At 39.1% G+C, this 21155-nt stretch carries 22 protein-coding genes; 13 read left to right on the top strand and 9 right to left on the bottom strand.

What is annotated here, in order from left to right:
- The first annotated feature begins 78 nt into the window (after window positions 1–78).
- Entirely contained in the window at window positions 79–477 is a 399-nt protein-coding gene (locus F580_RS0105140) for a YacL family protein (RefSeq protein WP_019026623.1), read from the top strand.
- 661 nt (window positions 478–1138) lie between these two features.
- Here F580_RS0105140 and F580_RS26570 read toward each other — a convergent pair.
- The 6 genes from F580_RS26570 to F580_RS0105105 form a co-directional block, all read right to left on the bottom strand.
- Window positions 1139–1309, bottom strand: coding sequence for a hypothetical protein (locus tag F580_RS26570; RefSeq protein ID WP_019026621.1), 171 nt, complete (start codon window positions 1307–1309; stop codon window positions 1139–1141).
- Window positions 1310–1396: 87 nt separating this feature from the next.
- The gene (locus tag F580_RS0105125; RefSeq protein WP_019026620.1) at window positions 1397–2668 is read right to left on the bottom strand and encodes an AmpG family muropeptide MFS transporter; all 1272 of its coding nucleotides are present in this window, start codon (window positions 2666–2668) and stop codon (window positions 1397–1399) included.
- 113 nt (window positions 2669–2781) lie between these two features.
- Complete coding sequence (locus F580_RS0105120; protein ID WP_019026619.1) at window positions 2782–3111, bottom strand: hypothetical protein; 330 nt, start codon at window positions 3109–3111, stop codon at window positions 2782–2784.
- Between the two features lie 235 nt (window positions 3112–3346).
- Complete coding sequence (locus F580_RS0105115; RefSeq protein WP_026301260.1) at window positions 3347–3925, bottom strand: peptidylprolyl isomerase; 579 nt, start codon at window positions 3923–3925, stop codon at window positions 3347–3349.
- A 59-nt stretch (window positions 3926–3984) separates the two neighbouring features.
- Window positions 3985–4554 carry a YajG family lipoprotein gene (locus F580_RS0105110; protein ID WP_019026617.1) on the bottom strand — a complete coding sequence of 190 codons (570 nt, stop codon included), beginning with the start codon at window positions 4552–4554 and terminating at the stop codon, window positions 3985–3987.
- Between the two features lie 15 nt (window positions 4555–4569).
- Window positions 4570–5748, bottom strand: a complete 1179-nt coding sequence (locus tag F580_RS0105105) for a methyltransferase (protein ID WP_019026616.1) — start codon at window positions 5746–5748, stop codon at window positions 4570–4572.
- 153 nt (window positions 5749–5901) lie between these two features.
- Between F580_RS0105105 and F580_RS0105100 the strand changes: the two genes are divergently transcribed.
- On the top strand, window positions 5902–6216 hold the full coding sequence (locus F580_RS0105100; RefSeq protein ID WP_026301259.1) for a BolA family protein: 315 nt from the start codon (window positions 5902–5904) through the stop codon (window positions 6214–6216).
- Window positions 6217–6374: 158 nt separating this feature from the next.
- Complete coding sequence (gene fabV, locus F580_RS0105095; RefSeq protein WP_019026614.1) at window positions 6375–7565, top strand: enoyl-ACP reductase FabV; 1191 nt, start codon at window positions 6375–6377, stop codon at window positions 7563–7565.
- Window positions 7566–7771: 206 nt separating this feature from the next.
- Here the strand turns inward: fabV and F580_RS0105090 are convergent, their stop codons facing one another.
- From F580_RS0105090 to F580_RS0105080, 3 genes are all read right to left on the bottom strand, one after another.
- Entirely contained in the window at window positions 7772–8206 is a 435-nt protein-coding gene (locus F580_RS0105090) for a hypothetical protein (protein ID WP_019026613.1), read from the bottom strand.
- A gap of 400 nt (window positions 8207–8606) precedes the next feature.
- Window positions 8607–9266 (bottom strand): PAQR family membrane homeostasis protein TrhA, encoded by a 660-nt coding sequence (gene trhA, locus F580_RS0105085; RefSeq protein WP_157442998.1) that lies wholly within the window; start codon window positions 9264–9266, stop codon window positions 8607–8609.
- A gap of 126 nt (window positions 9267–9392) precedes the next feature.
- Entirely contained in the window at window positions 9393–9611 is a 219-nt protein-coding gene (locus F580_RS0105080) for an EF-hand domain-containing protein (RefSeq protein WP_019026611.1), read from the bottom strand.
- A gap of 342 nt (window positions 9612–9953) precedes the next feature.
- On the opposite strand from F580_RS0105080, the gene F580_RS0105075 reads away from it, so the two are divergent.
- The 10 genes from F580_RS0105075 (at window position 9954) to ribB (ending at window position 21012) form a co-directional block, all read left to right on the top strand.
- The gene (locus F580_RS0105075) at window positions 9954–11408 is read left to right on the top strand and encodes an alpha/beta fold hydrolase (RefSeq protein ID WP_019026610.1); all 1455 of its coding nucleotides are present in this window, start codon (window positions 9954–9956) and stop codon (window positions 11406–11408) included.
- 71 nt (window positions 11409–11479) lie between these two features.
- Entirely contained in the window at window positions 11480–12235 is a 756-nt protein-coding gene (locus F580_RS0105070) for an ABC transporter ATP-binding protein (protein WP_019026609.1), read from the top strand.
- Window positions 12232–13395, top strand: coding sequence for an ABC transporter permease (locus F580_RS0105065; protein ID WP_019026608.1), 1164 nt, complete (start codon window positions 12232–12234; stop codon window positions 13393–13395). The genes F580_RS0105070 and F580_RS0105065 overlap by 4 nt, the downstream gene beginning before the upstream one ends.
- A gap of 60 nt (window positions 13396–13455) precedes the next feature.
- Window positions 13456–14091 (top strand): RNA polymerase sigma factor, encoded by a 636-nt coding sequence (locus F580_RS0105060; protein ID WP_019026607.1) that lies wholly within the window; start codon window positions 13456–13458, stop codon window positions 14089–14091.
- Window positions 14084–14815 (top strand): hypothetical protein, encoded by a 732-nt coding sequence (locus tag F580_RS0105055; protein ID WP_019026606.1) that lies wholly within the window; start codon window positions 14084–14086, stop codon window positions 14813–14815. Before F580_RS0105060 ends, F580_RS0105055 begins: the two co-directional genes overlap by 8 nt.
- A gap of 487 nt (window positions 14816–15302) precedes the next feature.
- Window positions 15303–16562, top strand: a complete 1260-nt coding sequence (glyA, locus tag F580_RS0105050) for a serine hydroxymethyltransferase (protein ID WP_019026605.1) — start codon at window positions 15303–15305, stop codon at window positions 16560–16562.
- 497 nt (window positions 16563–17059) lie between these two features.
- Window positions 17060–17557: a transcriptional regulator NrdR gene (gene nrdR, locus F580_RS0105045; RefSeq protein WP_019026604.1), complete on the top strand. Its 498-nt coding sequence runs from the start codon at window positions 17060–17062 to the stop codon at window positions 17555–17557.
- A 1-nt stretch (window position 17558) separates the two neighbouring features.
- Entirely contained in the window at window positions 17559–18773 is a 1215-nt protein-coding gene (gene ribD, locus F580_RS0105040) for a bifunctional diaminohydroxyphosphoribosylaminopyrimidine deaminase/5-amino-6-(5-phosphoribosylamino)uracil reductase RibD (protein WP_019026603.1), read from the top strand.
- Between the two features lie 46 nt (window positions 18774–18819).
- A complete protein-coding gene (locus F580_RS0105035) occupies window positions 18820–19530 on the top strand; it encodes a riboflavin synthase (RefSeq protein WP_019026602.1) in 711 nt (236 codons plus the stop codon).
- 372 nt (window positions 19531–19902) lie between these two features.
- Window positions 19903–21012, top strand: coding sequence for a 3,4-dihydroxy-2-butanone-4-phosphate synthase (gene ribB / locus F580_RS0105030; protein WP_019026601.1), 1110 nt, complete (start codon window positions 19903–19905; stop codon window positions 21010–21012).
- Window positions 21013–21155: the final 143 nt, after the last annotated feature.

Genomic DNA, 21155 nt, shown 5'->3' with positions numbered 1-21155 from the left:
CACACAATTGCTAGACATCGGCAAAGCTTTGCTACACTTAAAGTATGCCCTTTTATGCCGCACAAGATAGGAAAGGCTATGGAATATGAATTTGTACACGATGCCGTAACAGGCGAAGCCCGAGCGCTCTTCTCACTAGAGCATGAAGTGATAGGTCCATGGATGGAAGTTGAATTAGGACATAACGTTACTAAACTTACCGAACTGCTAACGGCCATCGACAATATCGACAAAGGCCAGGCAAGTGAGATACTCATTACGGGTAGCGAGTACTCTATTACCCTAAACCGTGAAGATATCTCGATTCAAACTAACGTCAGTCTGAATGGTTCACTCAATGGTAGTGGCGAAGGCTTACCTGAGATGTTAACGGATGAGCATATCCACCTGGATCAAAATGAAATGGCGGGTTGTGGTTTAGAGGATTTTAGAGTGATGTTACTTTCATGGGGGCAATTTACCAACGGCTTATCTTAACGTTTACCGGATTATTACCATATTATTACTATGTAAAGGCGATCAAGTAGCACCTTTAGCTAGACAATTAATATTCACTGACGCTCAGTGAACTCGGTAAGCAAGGCGTTCAAAGTAAGGTCAAAATGAAATGGCGGGTATGGTTTAGAGGGTTTTAGATTGTTTTTGAGTGTTGTTACTTTCTTGGGGTCAATTTACCAACGGCTTATCTTAACGTTTACCTGATTATTAGCACCTTTATGTAAACCACGCTCAGTGAACTCGGTAAGCAAGGCGTTCAAAGTAAGGTCAAAATAAAATGGCGGGTATGGTTTAGAGGGTTTTAGATTATTTTTGAGTGTTGTTACTTTCTTGGGGTCAATTTACCAACGGTTTATCTTAACGTTTACCTGATTATTAGCATATTATTACCACATTATTACTATGTAAGGGCGCTCAAGTAGCAGCTTTAGCTAGACAATTAATATTCACTGACGCTCAGTGAACTCGGTAAGCAAGGCGTTTAAACTAACCTCATCAATTACTAATAGCTGACACACTTCATCTTGAACGTAAGGCCAATCGGCTGATGTGTAATTAAAGTCAGGTCTTCCAACCCCTGGTTGCAACGACACTGTTTATCGATATTGCTCGCATAAATATTTTCACGGTACCGGTTAAGTTAATGGGTGACCCAAATCATCATCACAAAAAAGCCAATAATAATACTGTTGAAGGCAATAATGTAGGTAAAGCCTTTGACGCCTTGCTTTAAGTTATAGCCGCGAGCATCTAAATACCATGCCCATATTGCACACATAATAATAGGGAGTAAGAAAAAAAATTTAATCATATAAATAGCCTCAGCTTGGTTTAATAAACACTTCTATAGCGGTTGTTTTCACTGACTTCATCGTTAAGTTTATTTGTAATAGTTTAATTAATTTTTACTCGAGTTAGGTGAAGTTTCATTCCAAGGGGCAACTTTAAATAACATCAACATACCAGGTACGGCTAGGGCTGTGCATAAGAAATAAAAGTTAGTCCAACCTATTTGTTCAACAATAACTCCGGTGGTGGCATTAGCAAAAGTACGAGGCACTACCGCCAAGGCAGTAAATAAAGCAATTTGGGTTGCCGCAAAAGCAGGGTTAGTTGTTTTGGCAATAAAAGCGGTCATGGCTGCAGTTCCTAAGCCAACACCTAAATATTCAAATCCCATCGCTATAGCTAAAGCATAGGTGTTATGTCCTATTTCAGCGAGGGCAGCAAAGCCTAAAATACTGAGAATTTGTACAATACCAAATAACCACAACGCTCGGTTGATACTGAGTTTTACCATCACTAAACCGCCAATAACAATACCTATAGTCATGGCAATTAATGAGGCTGTTTTGGCGACAACGCCTATTTCAGTCATGCTAAAACCCATATCAATGAAGAATGGTGTTTGTAATGCTGTCGCCATATTGTCCCCTAACTTATAAAGTACCAGGAAAGATAACGTATAAGCTGCAGACTTAAGACCTTTGCTTTGAATAAAGTCTTTAAAGGGTAACACAACTGCATCTTTTAACGATTTGGGTGCGCCATGTTCAGACTCGAGTTCTTTAATGAACAAGGTTAACAATACCCCTAACAACATGAAAGCCGCCACTATCATGAAAACAGATTGCCAACTCATATGATCGGCCAAAATAAAACCAAGAGAGCCAGGTACTAGCCCTGAAAGTCGGTAAGCTTGTACATGGATTGAATTACCTAACCCCAATTCATTATCAGGTAATAATTCTCGTCGGTAAGCGTCTAGTACTATATCTTGACTGGCACTGAAAAAAGCGACCGCGGCAGCTAAATAAGCAACCGACCAGATGTCCATAATAGGATTTACAAAACCAAAGCCAGCAATCGAGCCTAAAAGCAGCAACTGTGTTGCTAGCATCCAACTACGGCGTCGGCCGAGTAGCCCTAGGGAGTAGCGATCCATCAAGGGCGACCAGATAAATTTCCAGACATAAGGGATGCCAATTAAGGAGAATAAGCCAATCTCAGCAAGGCTTACGCCTTCAGATCGTAACCAACCCGGTACTAGCTGATACAAGACAAAGAGCGGCAAACCAGAGCTAAAACCGGTGAAAATACAAATAAGCATACGCTTATTTAAAATGGCTTCTTTAAAAGAGCTAGTCTTCGCTAGGGTGGTTGTTGGCATTAACAAGTCATTCAAGGTGATAAAAGGGAATACTTTTAAGTCTATCAGAGGCTTGCGACTTGCAGAAGGGGCATATGGTATTTGACTGGCTTTTTAATCACGACTCGCTTTAGTTATGCTATTGGTCGCCAGCCGATACAATCGATAGGGTAGCTACCTGAGCCGTTGAAAAAGTCTAAACAGGTACTCATTTCACTCTTAAAAAATAAATCTTGGCTTAGGGCTTGAGCGCCATGCAGGCTAACTTCGTGCATCAAGTGCCAAAACACACGTTCTTTAGCGCTATGCGGCGTTTCATCTACCACACGGAGTAAAGTCCATTCAGACATAGTATCTGAAATGAAACCATCGAGTTCTGTATAATGGAGTTCTTGTGCAATAACAGCGCTTACATAGCTATTCATTTGCAATATTTTTTGATCGATAAATTGCTCAATTATCATAATGTCCCCTTAATGCCTGCATACTACTTTACACTCAATATGACGGTGCTTAATGAGAAGTTATGATTCTCACTGACAGGCGTTAGCGCTTTATTCACTTTTTATTGTTATTTTTATGGTTGAATGTGCGCTTACTTACTTACTTATTTATCGGTGATAATTGGTTTTTTGTCAAAAAATATTAGGTAATATTTGTTGTTATTTTGTAAACGTTCGGGGCGAAGATACTTATTCCTTACTCGCCTGCAGGTAATAATGTTGCGCTAATCAAGGTGACAGGTTTTACCGGGACATCATTCCAAGCCATGCTCTCGTTATAATCGGTTGGTACTTTAGCTATGGCGGCTAGTACCTCTTCACCTTCAACGATGGCACCAAAAACGGCGTAACCCCATCTTCTACCGGGATCTAAAGTAGTGTTGTCAGCCATATTAAAAAAGAACTGTCGATTGGCGGTATGCGGACGGCTTTCTTTTGCCATGGCAATGGTGCCTATTTCATTTTTTAAACCATTACCTGATTCATTAAAGATACTTTTACCTAATTTTCTCGCGGTAAACTTAGCGTCATAACCACCGCCTTGAACAATAAAGTCTTCAATAACCCGGTGGAAAATGGTGTTGTTATACTCACCTTTCACCACATATTCTAGAAAGTTATCCACGGTTACCGGGGCTTTTACTCTATCAAGTTCAACAATAATGACACCCATGGAGGTAACAAATTTTACTTTTGGGTAAAGGTTAGTCGGATCAACAGCGCTACTGAAAGTGCTACTAACGAGTAAAATGCTCGCCATAATATAGTGAAAAATTTTTTTCAAAATTACCTAGCCTTACTTGTGAAAGTGAAAATTAATTAACGTCTTTGCAATCATAAAAATTTTTCAATATCTTTACTGATTAGTATTTGTTTAAGCAGGGCGCTTAAGTGCTGATTGAATTCTCGCTCTAACACGGCAATATCAGCTTGCAGAGCACCATCACTGTAGGCTCTTTTTTTAAAGCTACTGGTCAGCGTTTGTTTATCATTATCAATGGTGACTTTAATTATGATTTCACTTTGGGTGGTATAAGTTACACTTTCTTGCTCAACACTGATGATCGCTTTTTCTATGGTTACCACCATATTGTTTTCAGTGGGGTTAGTAAAGACTAGGCCTTGTCGTTGCCAGTGGCTAACTAATAAGTCTTGGATGGTATCTTCAAGGCGCAGCTCGGCAGAAAGAATGACCGCGGCTTCGTCCTTTTCTAGAATTTGGATGATGTGTGTACTGGTACGCATATCAACAACGGTTATATCTACTACTTTATTAGCAAGTAGGTTTGAAGGCGCAAGATATACCTGTGGCGATACAATTAAATGTGTCGGGGTAGTACCACAACTAAAAATACTCACCAATAAAAAGGCGAGAGCGACAAATTTAAAACTGATCAATGGCATAACGTTAATTATCTTTTATTTTTTAATGGCAGATTGAGTAACAAATTTATTGTTGCTGGCTATTAGCGTTTCGTTGCCAAAAAGGCGTTGTAATTTAATATGATATGCTAATTGTTGGTTTCCAATAATGCGTAGCTCCCCGCCTTTTTTTAATACCCGATGACTGTCTTTAAACATTTGCCAAGCGATATGATCGGTTGTTGCAGTATTTTGATGAAAAGGAGGGTTACATAAAATTAAATCAACACTACCACCTTCAATATCGGTTAAAGAATCGTTAAGGGTAAACTGACAATTCTCCAGGGATTCAGGTAGGTTTGTTTTTATATTCTGCTCAGCAGAAGCTATTGCCATTGGTGACTCATCAATAAACTGCACCTGCGCTTCAGGTTGATTGGCTAAGACGGTCAGGCCAATAACACCGTTACCACAACCTAAGTCGATTACTTTGCTGTTAGCAGCAACGTTAGGTAAATTCTCAATAAAATAGCGGGCGCCAATATCTAACTTTTCTCGGGCATAGACATTGGCATGGTTGCTTATGGTGAACTCACGCGATGGCGAGTCATTAGTAGATTTATGTGCTAGCGACCACACCGTTGGGAAAGGCGACTGATGTACTTGCTTATTATCAAACTGACAAAATACTAAACGGGCTTTTTTTACTGCCAATGATGTTTTAGTGCTGCCTAAATGTTTTTCAAACACTTTTAGGGTCGCGCTGTGAATTTCTTTTGCACGATCAGCAGCGATAAAAATACAGGTATCACTCACCGATTTTTTGATTTGAATAAGCTGTTCGATAAGTAACGATTTGCTTTTAGGAATTTTGTATAAAATGATATCAATGTCATTAGGCAAGCTATCAAGCGAGTTAAGTTGCTCAATTTTACTATCATCTAAATAATTTTGTTCAATGTTGTAGCTGATGCCTTGGCTACTAATATAGGAATCATTGATGCAAAGTACGGTTGGATTTTCACTGGCTGAATGGCAGAAATTGGTAGCCAATGCGCCGAAGGCATCATTAAAAATAGCCACCTTAGTGTTAGCGTTAACTAAACCTTGTTCATTAATATGGTTTAATAGGTACTCATCGGCTGAGTCCCATGCTTGTAAACTGCGGTTTACTTGCGCAGCAGGGAAACGGCTTAGAAATAAGTTCTTATCATTAACAATAAAAGGGCTGATCATAAAAATTGGCTAAAAGGTCAGTAAAAATTTGTCGGCTATTGTGTCATAATTCACAACATATTGTTGGTCTATCCACTTAAATCAGCTAAAATATTTGCCACTTTTAGTGCCTATGACTTCGGTGCTTACCCTTTAAAATTCAGCGAGAATATAATGACTGTTGCTTCTGTTATTGAACAAAAACTGCTTGATGCATTTGAGCCTTCACACTTAGAGGTTATTAATGAGAGCAATAACCATAATGTTCCTCCGGGCAGTGAGTCACATTTTAAAGTGATTATTGTTGCTAAAGCTTTTGACAATGAACGCTTAATTAAGCGCCATCGTTTAGTCAACGCAGTTCTTGTCGAAGAGCTTGCTGAAAAAATTCATGCGCTTGCTTTACACACCTATACAGAATCACAATGGCAAGAGCAGTATGCTAATAATACGCCTAGCTCACCGAACTGTTTAGGTGGCGGAAAATAACGTTCTTAATTATGATATTGTCTGGTCGTACCTCTTTATGCTTAAGGCAAGGTACAATGTCTCAAAATTATTGAAAGTCTCTTTCAAATCTTAGCTATGATTTATGTAAATGGTATTACGGTAGCTGAGTCACTAATATAAATAAAAAAGGTTTACTTATGGTTATCAAACCAAAAATTCGTGGTTTTATCTGTACTAACGCTCACCCAGTAGGTTGTGAAGCGCATGTGAATGAGCAAATTACTTATGTGAAAGCACAAACATCAGCGACTTCTGGTCCTAAAAATGTGTTAGTTATCGGCGCCTCTACCGGTTATGGTTTAGCTTCACGTATCACCGCTACTTTTGGTCATGATGCTAAAACCTTAGGTATATTCTTTGAAAAACCACCGACAGAAAGAAAAACAGGCTCTGCTGGTTGGTACAATACCGCCGCTTTCGTAAAAGCCGCCGATGCCGCCGGCATTTACGCTAAGAACATTAATGGCGATGCTTTTTCGCATGAAATAAAAGCAAAAGCGATTGCAGCCATTAAAGCCGATATGGGTAAAATTGATTTAGTGGTTTATTCACTAGCATCACCACGCAGAACTGATCCAGATACGGGTGAAGTGTACTCTTCAACGTTAAAGCCAATTGGTCAAAGTGTTACCACTAAGAACCTTAATACCTCAAAGCGTACTATTGATGAAATATCTGTTGAAGCGGCAAATGATGCTGAAATTCAAGGGACTATTGATGTCATGGGCGGCGCTGATTGGGAATTATGGATGAACGCGCTTAATGATGCCGGTGTATTAGCCTCAGGCGTTAAAACTGTCGCTTACACTTATATTGGTAAAGAGTTAACTTGGCCAATTTACGGTAAAGCGACTATTGGTAAAGCGAAAGAAGATTTAGACCGAGCTGCAACCGCGATTAATGTCGCAACGGCAGACTTAAATGGTCAAGCCCGCGTTACGTCATTAAATGCCGTGGTTACTCAAGCAAGTTCAGCGATTCCAATTATGCCGTTATACATCTCAGCTATGTTCAAAGTGATGAAAGCTGATGGTACTTATGAAGGTTGTATCGAACAAATTTCCAACCTGTTTAAAGAGAACATATACAGTGATTCGCCACGTTTAGATGAGCAAGGTCGTTTCCGTCAAAACTATAAAGAATTAGAAGACAGTGTTCAGCAACGTGTTACTGATATCTGGAACAAGGTAGATACTGACACTCTTGATGAATTAACCGATTATGTTGCTTATCATCAAGAGTTCTTAAAATTGTTTGGTTTTGGTATTGAAGGTATTGATTATGATGCCGACCTTAACCCAGAAGTAGCGATTAATAACCTTATTTAGTTTTACTGAGTTATGTATAGTTATGCATAATTATACTTAGATAAGCTAGGTTAATGGCTACAACCTCAGGGGGCAGCGTTAACCATTAAGAAGCCGTATTCTTTATTCAGCATAGAGGATTACGGCTTTTTGTTTTTTTGACGCAGTAAAAATCGCTATGCAGGGGCATGAGAGCACTCAAAGCCAAAATCCGTCAGCATAGATTATTACCACTTATATTCTAGGCTGAAGACTAAGGCCTGAGCTAATACAGTAATTCTAGGCCTGATATCATAGGTAGTAAAAATAACGCCTGTCGCTAAAACACTACAGATATTCCCCAGTTCAAATAAGCAATCAGCTCCAGTATCCTGGTAACCAGTCGCGGCGCCCACCGATAAAAAAAACTTGTAATTGTTACTATCATTTTCGATGTAAAGGGATTGCGTGTACATTACGGTTGTTCGGTAAAATGAGTTTTTATATATACTCAGGCTGTAGCCAATGTTATCTTCAATGTACTCAACGCCCAATAAATAGTGATTTTTATTGAGGTCTTTTTCAGTCGTAGGATGATACGAAGCGGCGAAAAACTGCGTAGTGTAATCGCCAGCATTGACGGTAAAAACAGCGCATGCCAAGCATAGTAATAAACTCTTCATGCTTTTAATTCCTTATAAAAGATCTATAGTGGAAATTAGCGGGTGTGATATCAGCTCCGTCGCAGTGAAAAAAATTATTTTTATTAGGCTAAATTTTATGCAATTAAATTTATGCAATTAAATTTATGCAGTTAAATTTATGCAGTTAAATTTATGCAGTTAAATTTATGAATGTAAGTATAGGACTTAAATATTGGACCGATGAAAATACTGCACATTTATAGCCCTGAATAAGCGCGATAATAAAGAGAGTCAGCTTAAGTTTATGTTTTGATGGGGATGATGTTTTTATTAGCAGGAATTATTTGAAGAAAGCGGTTATACAAATGGAGAATAATGTCACTATTCAGGCTATCGACTAGCTCCGCAAGGGTGGGGCACGCGACAATAGCCTTACTCGCTATACATACCAATAAATCATTAAAAAGTGACAAGTGGCGCCACCTAAAACGAACAGATGCCAAATAGCATGGGTATAAGGTACTGTTTTTTTGACGTAAAAAAATATGCCAAGACAATAAATCAACCCACCCAAGGCTAACAAACTTACCGCCTCTTCAGGCAATGCTTGATATAACTCCCCTAGAACGCTTAGCGAAATAAAGCCCATAGCTACATAAGTGGCCAGAGATATTTTTTTGTATTTATTGCCAAACTTTATTTTGAAAAGTATGCCTAAAAAAGCAAATAGCCAAATAAAAGCCAGTAGCGTATATCCAAGCGGTCCAGCTAACGTGAGCGCGAATAGTGGTGTATAAGTACCAGCAATGAGTAAATATATTGCGCAGTGATCTAGCAGCTTAAATACCTTTTTAGCACGTTCGTTGGTTAAACTATGGTAAAGGGTTGATGCGAGGAAGAGCAAAATTCCACTGGTAGCGAAAATGCTGAAACTAACAAGCCGGTTAATTTCGCCATGGCTTTTGTTTAGTAATAAAAATAGTGCCAAAACGCTAAGTAACAAGCCAATGCCATGACTGATAGCATTGAATTTTTCTTCACTTCGACTGTAGGAGGAGGGCTGAGAGATTGTCGCAGATATATCTTTCTGGGCAGGCATAATAGTTGCTTTAATAGTTTCAGGGTACAATTGTACGCTGAGCTCTATTGCAAAGCAAAGCATAACTAATAAAAGATAACACCAGTTAAGGCTAAAGGATATTTAGCCTTGCAGTGGTCAGTTAGCTTATAGTGCTAACTCAATCACCATGTCTTTGAGTTCATCTTTAGAAATAGAATTACTGTGATTCTTATCAAATTTATTAAAAATGGTTTCGCACATGCGAATACCTTTATCTTGCAGCAAAACATCAATTAGTTCGACAAACTCAGTACGATTGATTACACCGTCTTTATCTTCATCAAACACTTCAAACAATTCATCTACCCATTGATTTAAGTCCATCTCAATACCCTCAATACAATACAAATATAATTAAACTATGACTAAACCATATCGCTTATTCGTGCGTTTGGGAATGGCTATTTACACTTTTTTACCTAGGCGATGAATAAACCAGTGTAATGCTTCATTATTAACCTGCTCTGTTGTCAACTGGTCGGATTTCAATAGCACAAGTCCAATCAAGTCCCAGCATGGTAATAGAGACAGGGTTATTTTTAAAACTAAAAATAATAACAATTAAACCAATGGTTTATATGTTTTTTATTTATTTTTATTTTTATTTGTAATAAATATGTAAACGCTAAGACTAACTGTGCAACCGCTTTATTAAGGAAAGATAGAATGAAAACGATGTGGAAAATAATATGGAAAAAAGTTTTTACTTTAGGGTTGTTGTCAATATCAGTAATGAGTTGGGCAAATGATCATAAATTAACCTTAGAGAATTGCCATTTAGGCGAAATACGCTCACAAGTAAAATGTGGCAAGCTTGAAGTCCCTGAAAATTATCAAAAACCAAACGGCGATAAAATAGCGGTTAATTTTGCCGTATTGCCAGCCATTGATGATAGTGAGTACAAAGCGCCGTTAATGTTTTTAGCGGGCGGACCCGGTCAAGCTGCCGTTGAATTAGCAACCGTGCTTAACCGTGTATTTAGCGAAGTACGTAAGACACGCGATATTATTTTAGTCGATCAACGTGGTACAGGAAAAAGCAGTGCGCTTTCGTGTGAATTTGAAGCGGTAGATAGTGTTTATAGTACGCTATCAGATGCCTTGGACCCACAAGAAGTAAAAGATTGTGTGAGTCAATTTAAAGGCGATGTTACCCAATACAACTCTGAAAATGCTATTCGTGATTTTGATGCAATACGTGCAGCCTTAGGTCATGAAAAGTTAAATATTTACGGTGGTTCTTACGGCACCCGCGCCGGATTAGTCTTTATGCGCATGTTCCCCGATTCGTTAGAAACTGTGATACTTGATAGTGTTGGTCCGATTGAAGTGCCTATTGGTCTGTTTGGTCAAAGTGGCGCTCGTTCATTTAACTTATTACTTGAAAATTGTAAAAAAAGTGCGCCTTGTCATAAAGCCTTTCCAAATTTAGCGCAAGAGTTTCAAGCGGTAAAAGCACGTTTAACCAAAGAGCCGGTTAGCATTGATATCTTACACCCGCGTTTAGGTACACCAACAAAGCTAGTAATTGATAATATTAAGTTTACCGGTAACTTACGTTTTCAGCTTTATGGTATGGAAGGGCGCTCAATGGTGCCATTGGTTATTCATCAAGCCTTCCTTGGTAATTATCAGCCGTTGACGGGTTTGATGGCCCGTACTGAAGGTGAGCAACTGGTGTATACCGGTTTACTGTTCAATATTATTTGTAATGAAGATATACCAAGACTGTCTGTTGCTGATAAAGCGGCAGATGCTAATAATAATTTTGATGGAAAAGATAGTCACCTAGCGTGGGAGTTGGTTTGTCCATTCTTCCCGGAATATCGCCCCAGTGAAGACTTTTACCAAAGTGTTACTGCCGATATTCCAACCTTAATCTTATCAGGTAACCTAGACCCAGTAACCCCACCAAGTAATGGCGAATTCTCAGCCAAAACATTGCCTAATAGCCATCACATTATTGTTGAAAATGCTTCACATACTGTCGCTATGAGCACTTGTGCTAGCGATATTGTCAATGAATTTTTAACCAGTAAAGATCCAAAAGCACTTGATGAGTCTTGTTTAAAGGATATTCCTCAAGAAAGCTTTATGACCAGTGTTAACGGAATTCAATAGAGCGCTACTCGTTGGGATTAATGGCGCGAGTTAGCACAAAATGGAAATAACTATGTTTGAAGGAAAAAGAAATGATTGAAGTAAATAACTTACATAAAAGCTTTATTGATAAAAAAGATAAAAAAAATACCGTCAAAGCATTAGATGGACTATCGTTTACCGCCAAAGATGGCGAAATTACCGGTATTTTAGGACCTAATGGCGCCGGTAAAACTACTTGCTTGCGTACTCTCTATGGCTTACTCGCTGCCGATGAAGGGCATGTCATCATTGATGGCATTAACGTTGCCGAGGATCCTTTGGCCGCACGCGCTAAGCTGGGAATATTTCCAGATAAATTTGGTTTATATGAACGTTTAACGGCTTATGAACAAATTGATTATTTTGCCAGTATTCATGGCATGAGCGGGGCGAGTAAAAAACAAGCCATTGCACAAGTGCTCAAAGATTTAGATATGGAAGACTTAGCGCACCGTAAAACTGTTGGTTTTTCACAAGGCCAACGCATGAAAGTAACCTTGGCACAATCACTTGTCCATCAACCACAAAACTTTGTGCTTGATGAACCTACACGAGGCTTAGATGTAATGAGCACGCGGGTTTTACGCAATCATTTAGCGAAATTTAAAGCCAAGGGCCACTGTATTTTATTCTCTTCACATGTGATGCAAGAGGTCGCGGCTTTATGTGATCGGGTGATTATTGTTGCTAATGGCAAGCTTGCCGCACAAGGTACACCGCAAGAATTGTGTGATTTAGCGGGTGAGGAACACTTAGAAGATGCCTTTGTTAAGTTGATTGGCTCAGATGAAGGAGTGGCGGCATGATCCAGTTTAAAGCCTTATTGCTAAAAGAATATCGAGAAACATTTCGTGATAAACGTGCCTTAATGGTGGCGTTAGGTTTCGCCTTTTTTGCACCCATTATGATCATGGGGATGGCTAAAATCATGATTGAAAAATTAGTCGATGAGCCGCCGGTCTATGTGAAATTTACCGGTGCTGAATTTGCACCAAAATTAATGCTGCATTTAGCGGATAATAACTTATTAAACTTTGTCGATGTGCCAGAGGACGAAAAAACGACTTGGGAAAAACGTAATATTGCTATTGAAATCCCAGCAGATTATGCAAAAAATATGGCTGAAGGTAAGCCGATTAAGTTACATTTACAAGCTGACTTTACCGATAAAGCGGTGAAACCGCCGGTAAGACGTATCAACAGTGCGATACGTGAATTTTCATTGTCTATTGGTTATAAGCGTTTATTACTGCGTGGTGTCGATGTACGTTTATTAAACCCGGTTAAATTGGTCGAACAAGACACCGCTGAACCCAATGCTACCTTTATTTTGATCTCTATGATGTTGGGGATTTATCTTATGCTAGCGGCTTTTATGTCGGGTTTATCGGTAGCTATAGATTCGAGTGCGGGTGAGCGTGAACGTAATGTGCTGGAAATGTTACTTTGCCAACCGGTCAGTACCTTGAAGATAGTACTAGCAAAACTGATTGGCGCATCAACGATTGCCTTTATAGGTGTGGTACTGGTATTGGTACTTACTTCACTTTCAGTAGGTTTTGTTGATTTAACCAAAATTGGCGCAACGTTTAGTTTAGATATGTCGACCGCAATATTCCTGATGTTACTACTGTTACCTATCTGTTTCTTAGCTTCAGCCTGTCAGCTCTTTGTTGCTTTTCAAACCAAAAGTTTTAAAGAAGCGCAGTCTACGGTGGGTATGTTAATTGGTATTCCAGCCTTTATACCTTTTGTGGTTTCTATGATGGACGATAGACCTGAGTGGTTAGATTGGCTGCCAATTTCGGGTCAATCCTTGATCATTGAAAGTGTTTTTAAAGGTGTTGATGTGAATTGGTTAGCGGTATTTGCCACTAGTGGTGTCACCATTGCGATTACCGCTGCTTTAGTTTTAGCCTTAGCTAAAAAGCTTAAGTCTGAAAAAGTAGTAATGGCGTTGAGCTAACACTGGTCTTGATTATTAAAGCTAGCACACTGAAAAAGAGATGACTCAAAAGCGATGAATATGTTAAATTCTAGTGAATTAATATTATCAAAAGCTCAATTTTCTTATGCTACGGCCGAGCAAGTTGAAGGCAAGGAAAATAGTTTGGATCGCTCTTATTCAGAGGTTAGACATCTAGATCATCAAGCAATATTCACCGAGTGGATGACGGAGCACGAGAAGTTGCTGCGTCATATCATTACCGGCTTTGAAGCAAAAATAGCTATTCAAGATGAACTCTTTCAAGAAATAGCCTTAAATATTTGGCGCGCCTTACCTAAGTTTCGTCAAGACTCAGCGGTGAAAACCTTTGTCGCACGTATTGCTCATAATGTCTTAGCTACCCATGTTGCTAAGGCGGTGAAAACCATCAAAGCGGATCAAGACTTAAGTGAAATAAGTAGTGAGGCAGAAAAAGATCAACATCAACCCACGCCTTATCAATCACTTAATCAGAGCCAGCGACAACAAAAGTTAGCGGATGCTATCCGTCAGTTAAAACTTGAGCAACAGCAAGTGATTACTCTGGCTTTAGAAGGTATGAGTTACCAAGAAATCGCTGAGGTTTTGGCCATTACCAGTAACCTTGTGGGTGTACGATTACAAAGAGCTAAACAGGCGCTAGCACAGTTGTTGGAGGGATCAGCAAATGGATAAATCAATATTGGATAATGAAGATACATCGTCAGTAGAGCCGAGTAAGCATGAAATCGACCATTCGATTACCGTCAAAACAAAGCAGATTAATGTACTTTCATTACCGAAAAAAATCACTTTGTCAGAATCAGAATCAGAAAAAGAAAAAGAGTGTCCACCATTAGGTGAGCATCCACTAGATGACGAATGGCTAGCCTTGAGCCAAGACTGGCAAAGTCAGCCTTATGAAAAAACGGATATTCAGGCACTGTTAAAACAAACCAAAAAACGTACCTTGCTAGCGAAGTCTTTGTTGGCATTGGATGTTATTGCCACTATCGGGACTTTCATCGTGCTATTTGTTGGGCTTTATCAAGGCGATTGGAGCACTGCGACTCTTGCTTTTCTGGCATTTGGCGGCATAACCTCAGTAGTCTTTGTTTATTATGAAATAAAAATACGCTTACGAATATGGCAACAATGCTGTGATAGCCCAGATAAAGCGGTAGCCAATGCTATTGCTGGGGTCGAGTCTTCCATTAAATATATTAAATTAATTAAATTATCTTGTTGGTTGTGCTTACTGGCAGCTAATAGCTATCTTTATGCGATGATTGAAGAGTCTGGTAAGTCACCTTGGCCGGCTTTTATTACCATGAATACGATTGTGTTGGTCATGTGGCTGCTCACCCACTGGTTTCATAAAAAGCGCAATAAAGAATTATCTCAACTAGGTGTTATATAATTATTTATGAATGAGGACTTTATTACGGCGTTAATCTTTTAAGTGCATCAGCGCTAGGTTTTTTTAAAAATGGTATGAAACAAACAAGGCACTATCGAGTAATAATCGACAGTGCCTTGTTAGTTTCATGGCGATGTAATATTCTCACGACTTTTATGAATTATTTGCACTTTACTTTATGGTTCCGTGTAAAATTCGGTATACACTTTGCATTTCTGTATTAAATTCGTTGTAACTTGGTTTTTTATTGGTTATAGTTTGCGTGGTTGCTTTTTAGCGAATTTTAACTAAACGTTCTGCTAAAGCTCTTAACCTTTTACGCTATAAAGCAGAGCTAAATGCACTAAAGCAAGACCGTTTTGCCGTGTACATAGCCATAAAAGTAGGGCAAAATACTGCCATTAATTTTTGTATGTTCTAATTGCTTTATAAAGAAGTAGTAGGGCATAGTTTGCAGCCTTGGGCTGAAATACTTAAGGAATAAAACATGTTTACTCGTGATATGAATATTGCTGAATTTGATCCAGAACTTGCTCAAGCAATAAGTAATGAAGTTGTTCGTCAAGAAGAACACATTGAATTAATTGCTTCTGAAAATTACTGTAGCCCACGTGTTCTTGAAGCACAGGGTTCTCAACTTACTAACAAATATGCTGAAGGTTACCCTGGCAAACGTTATTACGGTGGTTGTGAGTATGTAGATATTGCTGAGCAATTAGCCATTGACCGCGCTAAAGAATTATTTGGCGCTACTTACGCTAACGTGCAACCACATGCTGGTTCACAAGCAAATGCTGCTGTTTTCCAAGCGTTAGTTTCACCAGGCGGTAAAGTGTTAGGTATGAGCTTGGCTCATGGCGGTCACTTAACTCATGGTTCACATGTAAGCTTTTCTGGTAAATCCTATGAAGCATTTCAATATGGCCTTCACCCTGAAACTGGCGATATTGATTATGAAGAATTAGAGCGTTTAGCGCTAGAACACAAACCAGAAATGATTATCGGTGGCTTCTCAGCATTCTCAGGTGTTGTTGATTGGGCACGTATGCGTAAGATTGCTGATAAAATTGACGCTATCTTCTTCGTTGATATGGCTCACGTTGCTGGTTTGATTGCTGCGGGTCTTTACCCAAGCCCATTACCACACGCTCATGTTGTTACCACAACTACGCATAAAACATTAGCTGGCCCACGTGGCGGTTTAATTGTTTCTGCTTGTGATGACGAAGCTATTTACAAAAAACTTAACAGCGCTGTTTTCCCTGGTGGCCAAGGTGGCCCATTAATGCACATTATTGCTGCGAAAGCGGTAGCATTTAAAGAAGCATTAGAGCCTGAGTTTAAAGTGTACCAGCAAGGTGTTTTAGATAACGCTAAAGCTATGGTCGTGGTATTACAAGAACGTGGTTACAAAGTTGTTTCTAACGGTACTGAAAACCATTTATTGTTGCTTGATTTAATTGATAAAGATATCACCGGTAAAGATGCTGATGCTGCTTTAGGTAAAGCAAACATCACGGTAAACAAAAACTCAGTACCAAACGATCCACGTTCTCCGTTTGTTACCTCTGGTTTGCGTTTAGGTACACCTGCAATCACCCGTCGTGGTTTTGGTGTAGAAGAAACTAAAGCCTTAACTGGCTGGATCTGTGACATTCTTGATGACATCAACAATGAAGACGTTATTACTCGTATTCAAGGTCAAGTTAAAGAGTTATGTAGCCGTTTCCCTGTTTACCAAAAGTAGATAGATAGTACATAAGTCAACATAACTTGTTGCTGTAAGAAAAAATTTAGGTGTCAAAAGTACTCATTGACTAACGTCAACTCCGTGCTTTTTCCTTTAAATTTAACCTTACAGCTTAAAGTTATTACTGACTTGCGATAACGAGCTTCTGGTAAAGTAAGTTAATAACGAATTAGTGTCATTCCTGACGTTTCTTGTCGCTAGGGTTTATCAAGACTCAGTTTGTTTTTAATCGCTTATATCCTGTATAAATGGTCGCTTTTAGCGGCCATTTTTTTTAAGTGTAATATTAAAGATAAATATCTATTTGTCTAAATCAGTTGCTAGAGACGTTTTGTCATTGCCTAGTTCTTTTTTTCCTAGGGTTTACCAATACTCAGTTTGTTTAGCTTAATGTTTTCTTTTATATTAAAATGGTCGCCTTGAGCGGCCATTTTTCGTTTTTATCCATAAACTTCCGCCTGTATCTTTTAGCTTATAATTTTCGAAGGTAATCCATGTATTGTCCATTTTGTTCCGCTGTTGACACTAAAGTGATTGATTCACGCTTAGTTTCTGGTGGCCACCAAGTACGTCGCCGCCGAGAATGCTTAGCCTGTCATGAACGTTATACCACCTTTGAAAATGCTGAGTTGGTGATGCCGCGAATTATTAAACGTGATGGTAGTAGAGAGCCTTTTAATGAAGATAAGATGCGTAGTGGCATAAGTCGGGCATTAGAAAAACGTCCCGTTAGTATGGAACAAATAGAACTTGCGGTGAATAAACTCAAATCGCAAATGCGTGCTACCGGTGAACGAGAAATTAGCAGTGAAATGCTTGGTGATCTGATCATGGCGCAGTTAAAAGAATTAGATAAGGTGGCTTATTTACGTTTTGCTTCGGTGTATTTATCCTTTGAAGATATTAGCGAGTTTGCTGATGAGATAACCCGTTTAGGTAAAGAAAAAAACGGTAAGGCAAAAAAAATCAAAGCAACGAAAGTGGTTAAATAATATGGTAGCTGCTGTGGAAAATAATAAGCAAGACTTTACTGACCAAGACCGACGTTTCATGTCTGAGGCTATTGAATTAGCTAAAAAAGGCCACTTTACTACTTCGCCTAACCCAAGAGTGGGTTGTGTGTTAGTGAGTTACCATCAGGGCGTTGGTAAAGTGATTGGTGCCGGCTATCACCAAAAAGCAGGGCAGGGCCATGCCGAAGTTCATGCTTTAGCCGCGGCTAAAATAAAACATGCCGATTTAATTAAAGGTGCTACCGCTTATGTCACTCTTGAACCTTGTAGCCATTTTGGTCGCACGCCACCATGCGCTCAAGCTTTAATTGACGCTAAAGTTAGTCATGTTATTGCTGCGATGGTTGACCCGGATCAACGCGTTTCGGGCAATGGTTTAGCTATGCTAGAAAAAGCCGGTATCAAAACACAATCAGGTTTATTAGAGCAAAGCGCCAGAGCACTTAATGTCGGTTTTATTCATCATAGAGTCAACAAGCTTGCTTTTGTACGTTGTAAATTAGCGGCTAGTCTTGATGGCAAGACCGCCATGGCCAGTGGCGAGAGTAAGTGGATAACCTCAAGTGAAGCACGCCAAGATGTCCAACGATTAAGAGCACAAAGTTGCGCCATTATTAGTGGTGCCGACGCTATTATTTTCGATAATGCAAAAATGACAGTGCGTTGGTCAGAATTAGGCGAGCTAAAAAATAGCTACCCAGAAGACACACTTCGCCAACCATTACGTGTGGTTATCGATAGTCAAAACAGGCTAACACCTGATCTTGCACTCTTCCAAAGTGACTCGCCAATATTAATCATCAATGGCAATATGGAAAATAAACTTGAATCAAATCTTGAAAACTTACCAAAATGGCCTCATTTCGTAGAACAGGTGCAATTACCTTTGGTGAAAAACGCTCAAGGTCATTTAAAAATAGATTTAAAGGCTTTATTAGTTTTATTAGCAAAGCGTGAACTCAATGATATTTTAATTGAGTCAGGCGCACAATTAAGTGGTGCCTTTATTGAACAAGATTTAGTCAATGAACTTATTCTTTACCAAGCGCCTAAGTTAATGGGCAGTGATGGTAAAAGCTTAGTGGCAATGCCGGGCATCACTCAGCTAGGTCAAGCGAAAGCATTAACCATTAGTGATATTCGAATGGTCGGTGTTGATATTCGCATCACTAGCCAATTAATCAGTTTGGTATAACTAACAGCTAATAAATAAACACACAAAAAATTAAATAGAGAAGTCTATGTTTACAGGAATTATCGAAGCGGTTGGAGCCATAAAAGCTATCAATGTTAATGCTCAAGGTGCGCGTTTAGTTATTGCTACCAATAGCTTGGACATGAGTGATGTTAAGCTAGGTGACTCAATAGCCACCAACGGTATTTGTCTTACCGTGGTGGATTTTAATAGTACTAAAGGCAATGGCAGTTATAGTGCTGATGTTTCTAATGAAACGCTACAGCGTACAGGTTTTGCTAACTATCAAGTGGGTAGTAAAGTGAACTTAGAAAAAGCTATGCTAGCCAGTACTCGTTTTGGTGGCCATATGGTTTCTGGCCATGTTGATGGTGTTAGTGAAGTATTAGCGATTAATAATAACGGTAACAGCATTGAATACTGGTTAAGTATGCCAAGTGAACTAGCGCATTACATTGCTGAAAAGGGCTCTGTTACTATTGATGGTACTAGCCTAACGGTTAATGCCTTGGCTGAAGGTGGCTCAAAAGGCTCTTCACAAGGCTCTTTACAAGGTAAATTTCGTTTAACGATAGTGCCGCACACAGTAAAAGAAACTATCTTTGCTGATTATCAGATAGGCACTAAGGTGAATATTGAGGTGGATTTAATTGCCCGTTACCTAGAGCGTTTACTGACTAAAAGTGATGTTAATGAGACAACGCCAAAATCAAACGTTAGTGAAGCGATGTTAATAAAAGCAGGCTTTATTAAGTAACCTGAACTCTGGATAATGAGTGCTTGATGTTTAAATAAAAACAACAGCTTACGATTATTAAGAATAAAATTCACAAGGTAAAGTAGCGATATACTCTATCAATGTTTCAATTTATTCGATTATCAAGGCAAAACGTTTATGCATAACTGGTTATTTATCGACGCTTTAACGCTGAGAACCGGATAAAGGGGAATATTGAGCAAGTGCTGCTTATCCAGAGTTCAGGTTAAGTAACCAGGTTAAGCAGATAAGATCAGAGAATTAAGCTAAACAAACAAATGATGAGTGCATAAAATTATGAATTCATTAATATACAATACATATGCAGAGTAAAATGGCGCTAACAAATAGCTAGCCATCAAAGAGGCCGAAATGAAATTAAATACCCCACAAGAAATCATCGCAGACATCGCCTTAGGTAAGATGGTTATTTTAATGGATGATGAAGACAGGGAAAATGAAGGTGACTTCATTATGGCCGCTGAAAAAGTGACCCCAGAAGCAATTAATTTTATGGCAACTCATGGCCGTGGTTTGATTTGTATGCCAATGAGTCGTGAAAAATGTGAAACATTAAAAATACCTTTGATGGTTGACAAGAATGATGCGCAGTTTAGTACTAACTTTACCGTATCTATTGAAGCTGCAACGGGTGTAACAACGGGTATTTCTGCCGCTGACCGTGCTACTACGGTTCTTGCAGCCGCTAATAAAGGCTCAACACATCTAGATATCGTCCAGCCTGGTCATATTTTCCCTTTAATTGCTAAAGATGGCGGTGTGCTTAATCGCGCCGGTCATACTGAAGCCGGTGTTGATTTAGCTCGTATGGCGGGTTTTGAATCTGCTGCTGTTATTGTTGAAATTTTAAATGAAGATGGCACCATGGCGCGCCGTCCTGATTTAGAAGTTATTGCGCAAAAACATGATATTAAAATGGGCACCATTGCCGATTTAATCGAATTTAGAAATGCCACTGAAACCACTATCGAACGTGTTTCTCAGTGTAAACTGCCAACCGCATTTGGTGAGTTTGATTTAACCGTTTTTAAAGACACCATTGATGGCCAAGCGCATTTTGCTTTAACTAAAGGTGAAATTAAAGCAGAACAACCAACGCTTGTGCGTGTGCATTTAGAAAATACTTTTAGAGATTTATTATTCAGCCAACGCGAAAGTGTAGCCACTTGGCCGATGGCAAGTGCCTTAGAGAAAATCGCTAAAGAAGGTGGTGTATTGGTGCTTTTAGGCAAACATGAATCGCCAACTGAGCTTATTAACCTTGTTGAGAAATATGCCAAAATTGATGCCGGTGAAGTGGTAAAAGAAATCAACCGTCATGTTGGCTCGCGCAATGTTGGTGTTGGCTCACAAATACTCGCTAACTTAGGCGTAAGTAAAATGCGTTTATTAAGCTCACAAACTAAATATCACTCACTGTCTGGTTTTGGCTTAGAAGTAGTTGAGTATATCGCAGATTAGTAATTTACTGCTCAGGAGTGTACAACACTCTCTATAAGCTTTATAAGTGGCGCTATATGTTTACAACATATAGCGCCATTTTTTGTTTAAGGTCACATAACAAGTTTACTTAAATGTTGTTCATGGCATTATGGTTTAAATAA

Origin of the sequence: Colwellia piezophila ATCC BAA-637 (assembly GCF_000378625.1) — a bacterium.
In the GTDB taxonomy this organism is placed as follows: domain Bacteria; phylum Pseudomonadota; class Gammaproteobacteria; order Enterobacterales; family Alteromonadaceae; genus Colwellia; species Colwellia piezophila.
Note: the sequence above shows the minus strand (reverse complement) of the source record. Positions and strands in the feature narration are given on the sequence as shown.

Excerpts from the sequence above, each read along its gene's own strand:
- F580_RS26570 (WP_019026621.1), bottom strand. The coding sequence starts at position 1,309 with ATGATTAAATTTTTTTTCTTACTCCCTATTATTATGTGTGCAATATGG.
- ribB (WP_019026601.1), top strand. The coding sequence starts at position 19,903 with ATGAAATTAAATACCCCACAAGAAATCATCGCAGACATCGCCTTAGGT.
- F580_RS0105100 (WP_026301259.1), top strand. The coding sequence starts at position 5,902 with ATGACTGTTGCTTCTGTTATTGAACAAAAACTGCTTGATGCATTTGAG.
- F580_RS0105080 (WP_019026611.1), bottom strand. The coding sequence starts at position 9,611 with ATGGACTTAAATCAATGGGTAGATGAATTGTTTGAAGTGTTTGATGAA.
- nrdR (WP_019026604.1), top strand. The coding sequence starts at position 17,060 with ATGTATTGTCCATTTTGTTCCGCTGTTGACACTAAAGTGATTGATTCA.
- F580_RS0105120 (WP_019026619.1), bottom strand. The coding sequence starts at position 3,111 with ATGATAATTGAGCAATTTATCGATCAAAAAATATTGCAAATGAATAGC.
- F580_RS0105140 (WP_019026623.1), top strand. The coding sequence starts at position 79 with ATGGAATATGAATTTGTACACGATGCCGTAACAGGCGAAGCCCGAGCG.
- trhA (WP_157442998.1), bottom strand. The coding sequence starts at position 9,266 with ATGCCTGCCCAGAAAGATATATCTGCGACAATCTCTCAGCCCTCCTCC.
- F580_RS0105105 (WP_019026616.1), bottom strand. The coding sequence starts at position 5,748 with ATGATCAGCCCTTTTATTGTTAATGATAAGAACTTATTTCTAAGCCGT.
- glyA (WP_019026605.1), top strand. The coding sequence starts at position 15,303 with ATGTTTACTCGTGATATGAATATTGCTGAATTTGATCCAGAACTTGCT.
- F580_RS0105075 (WP_019026610.1), top strand. The coding sequence starts at position 9,954 with ATGAAAACGATGTGGAAAATAATATGGAAAAAAGTTTTTACTTTAGGG.
- fabV (WP_019026614.1), top strand. The coding sequence starts at position 6,375 with ATGGTTATCAAACCAAAAATTCGTGGTTTTATCTGTACTAACGCTCAC.
- F580_RS0105055 (WP_019026606.1), top strand. The coding sequence starts at position 14,084 with ATGGATAAATCAATATTGGATAATGAAGATACATCGTCAGTAGAGCCG.
- ribD (WP_019026603.1), top strand. The coding sequence starts at position 17,559 with ATGGTAGCTGCTGTGGAAAATAATAAGCAAGACTTTACTGACCAAGAC.
- F580_RS0105035 (WP_019026602.1), top strand. The coding sequence starts at position 18,820 with ATGTTTACAGGAATTATCGAAGCGGTTGGAGCCATAAAAGCTATCAAT.
- F580_RS0105060 (WP_019026607.1), top strand. The coding sequence starts at position 13,456 with ATGTTAAATTCTAGTGAATTAATATTATCAAAAGCTCAATTTTCTTAT.
- F580_RS0105125 (WP_019026620.1), bottom strand. The coding sequence starts at position 2,668 with ATGCCAACAACCACCCTAGCGAAGACTAGCTCTTTTAAAGAAGCCATT.
- F580_RS0105110 (WP_019026617.1), bottom strand. The coding sequence starts at position 4,554 with ATGCCATTGATCAGTTTTAAATTTGTCGCTCTCGCCTTTTTATTGGTG.
- F580_RS0105065 (WP_019026608.1), top strand. The coding sequence starts at position 12,232 with ATGATCCAGTTTAAAGCCTTATTGCTAAAAGAATATCGAGAAACATTT.
- F580_RS0105090 (WP_019026613.1), bottom strand. The coding sequence starts at position 8,206 with ATGAAGAGTTTATTACTATGCTTGGCATGCGCTGTTTTTACCGTCAAT.
- F580_RS0105070 (WP_019026609.1), top strand. The coding sequence starts at position 11,480 with ATGATTGAAGTAAATAACTTACATAAAAGCTTTATTGATAAAAAAGAT.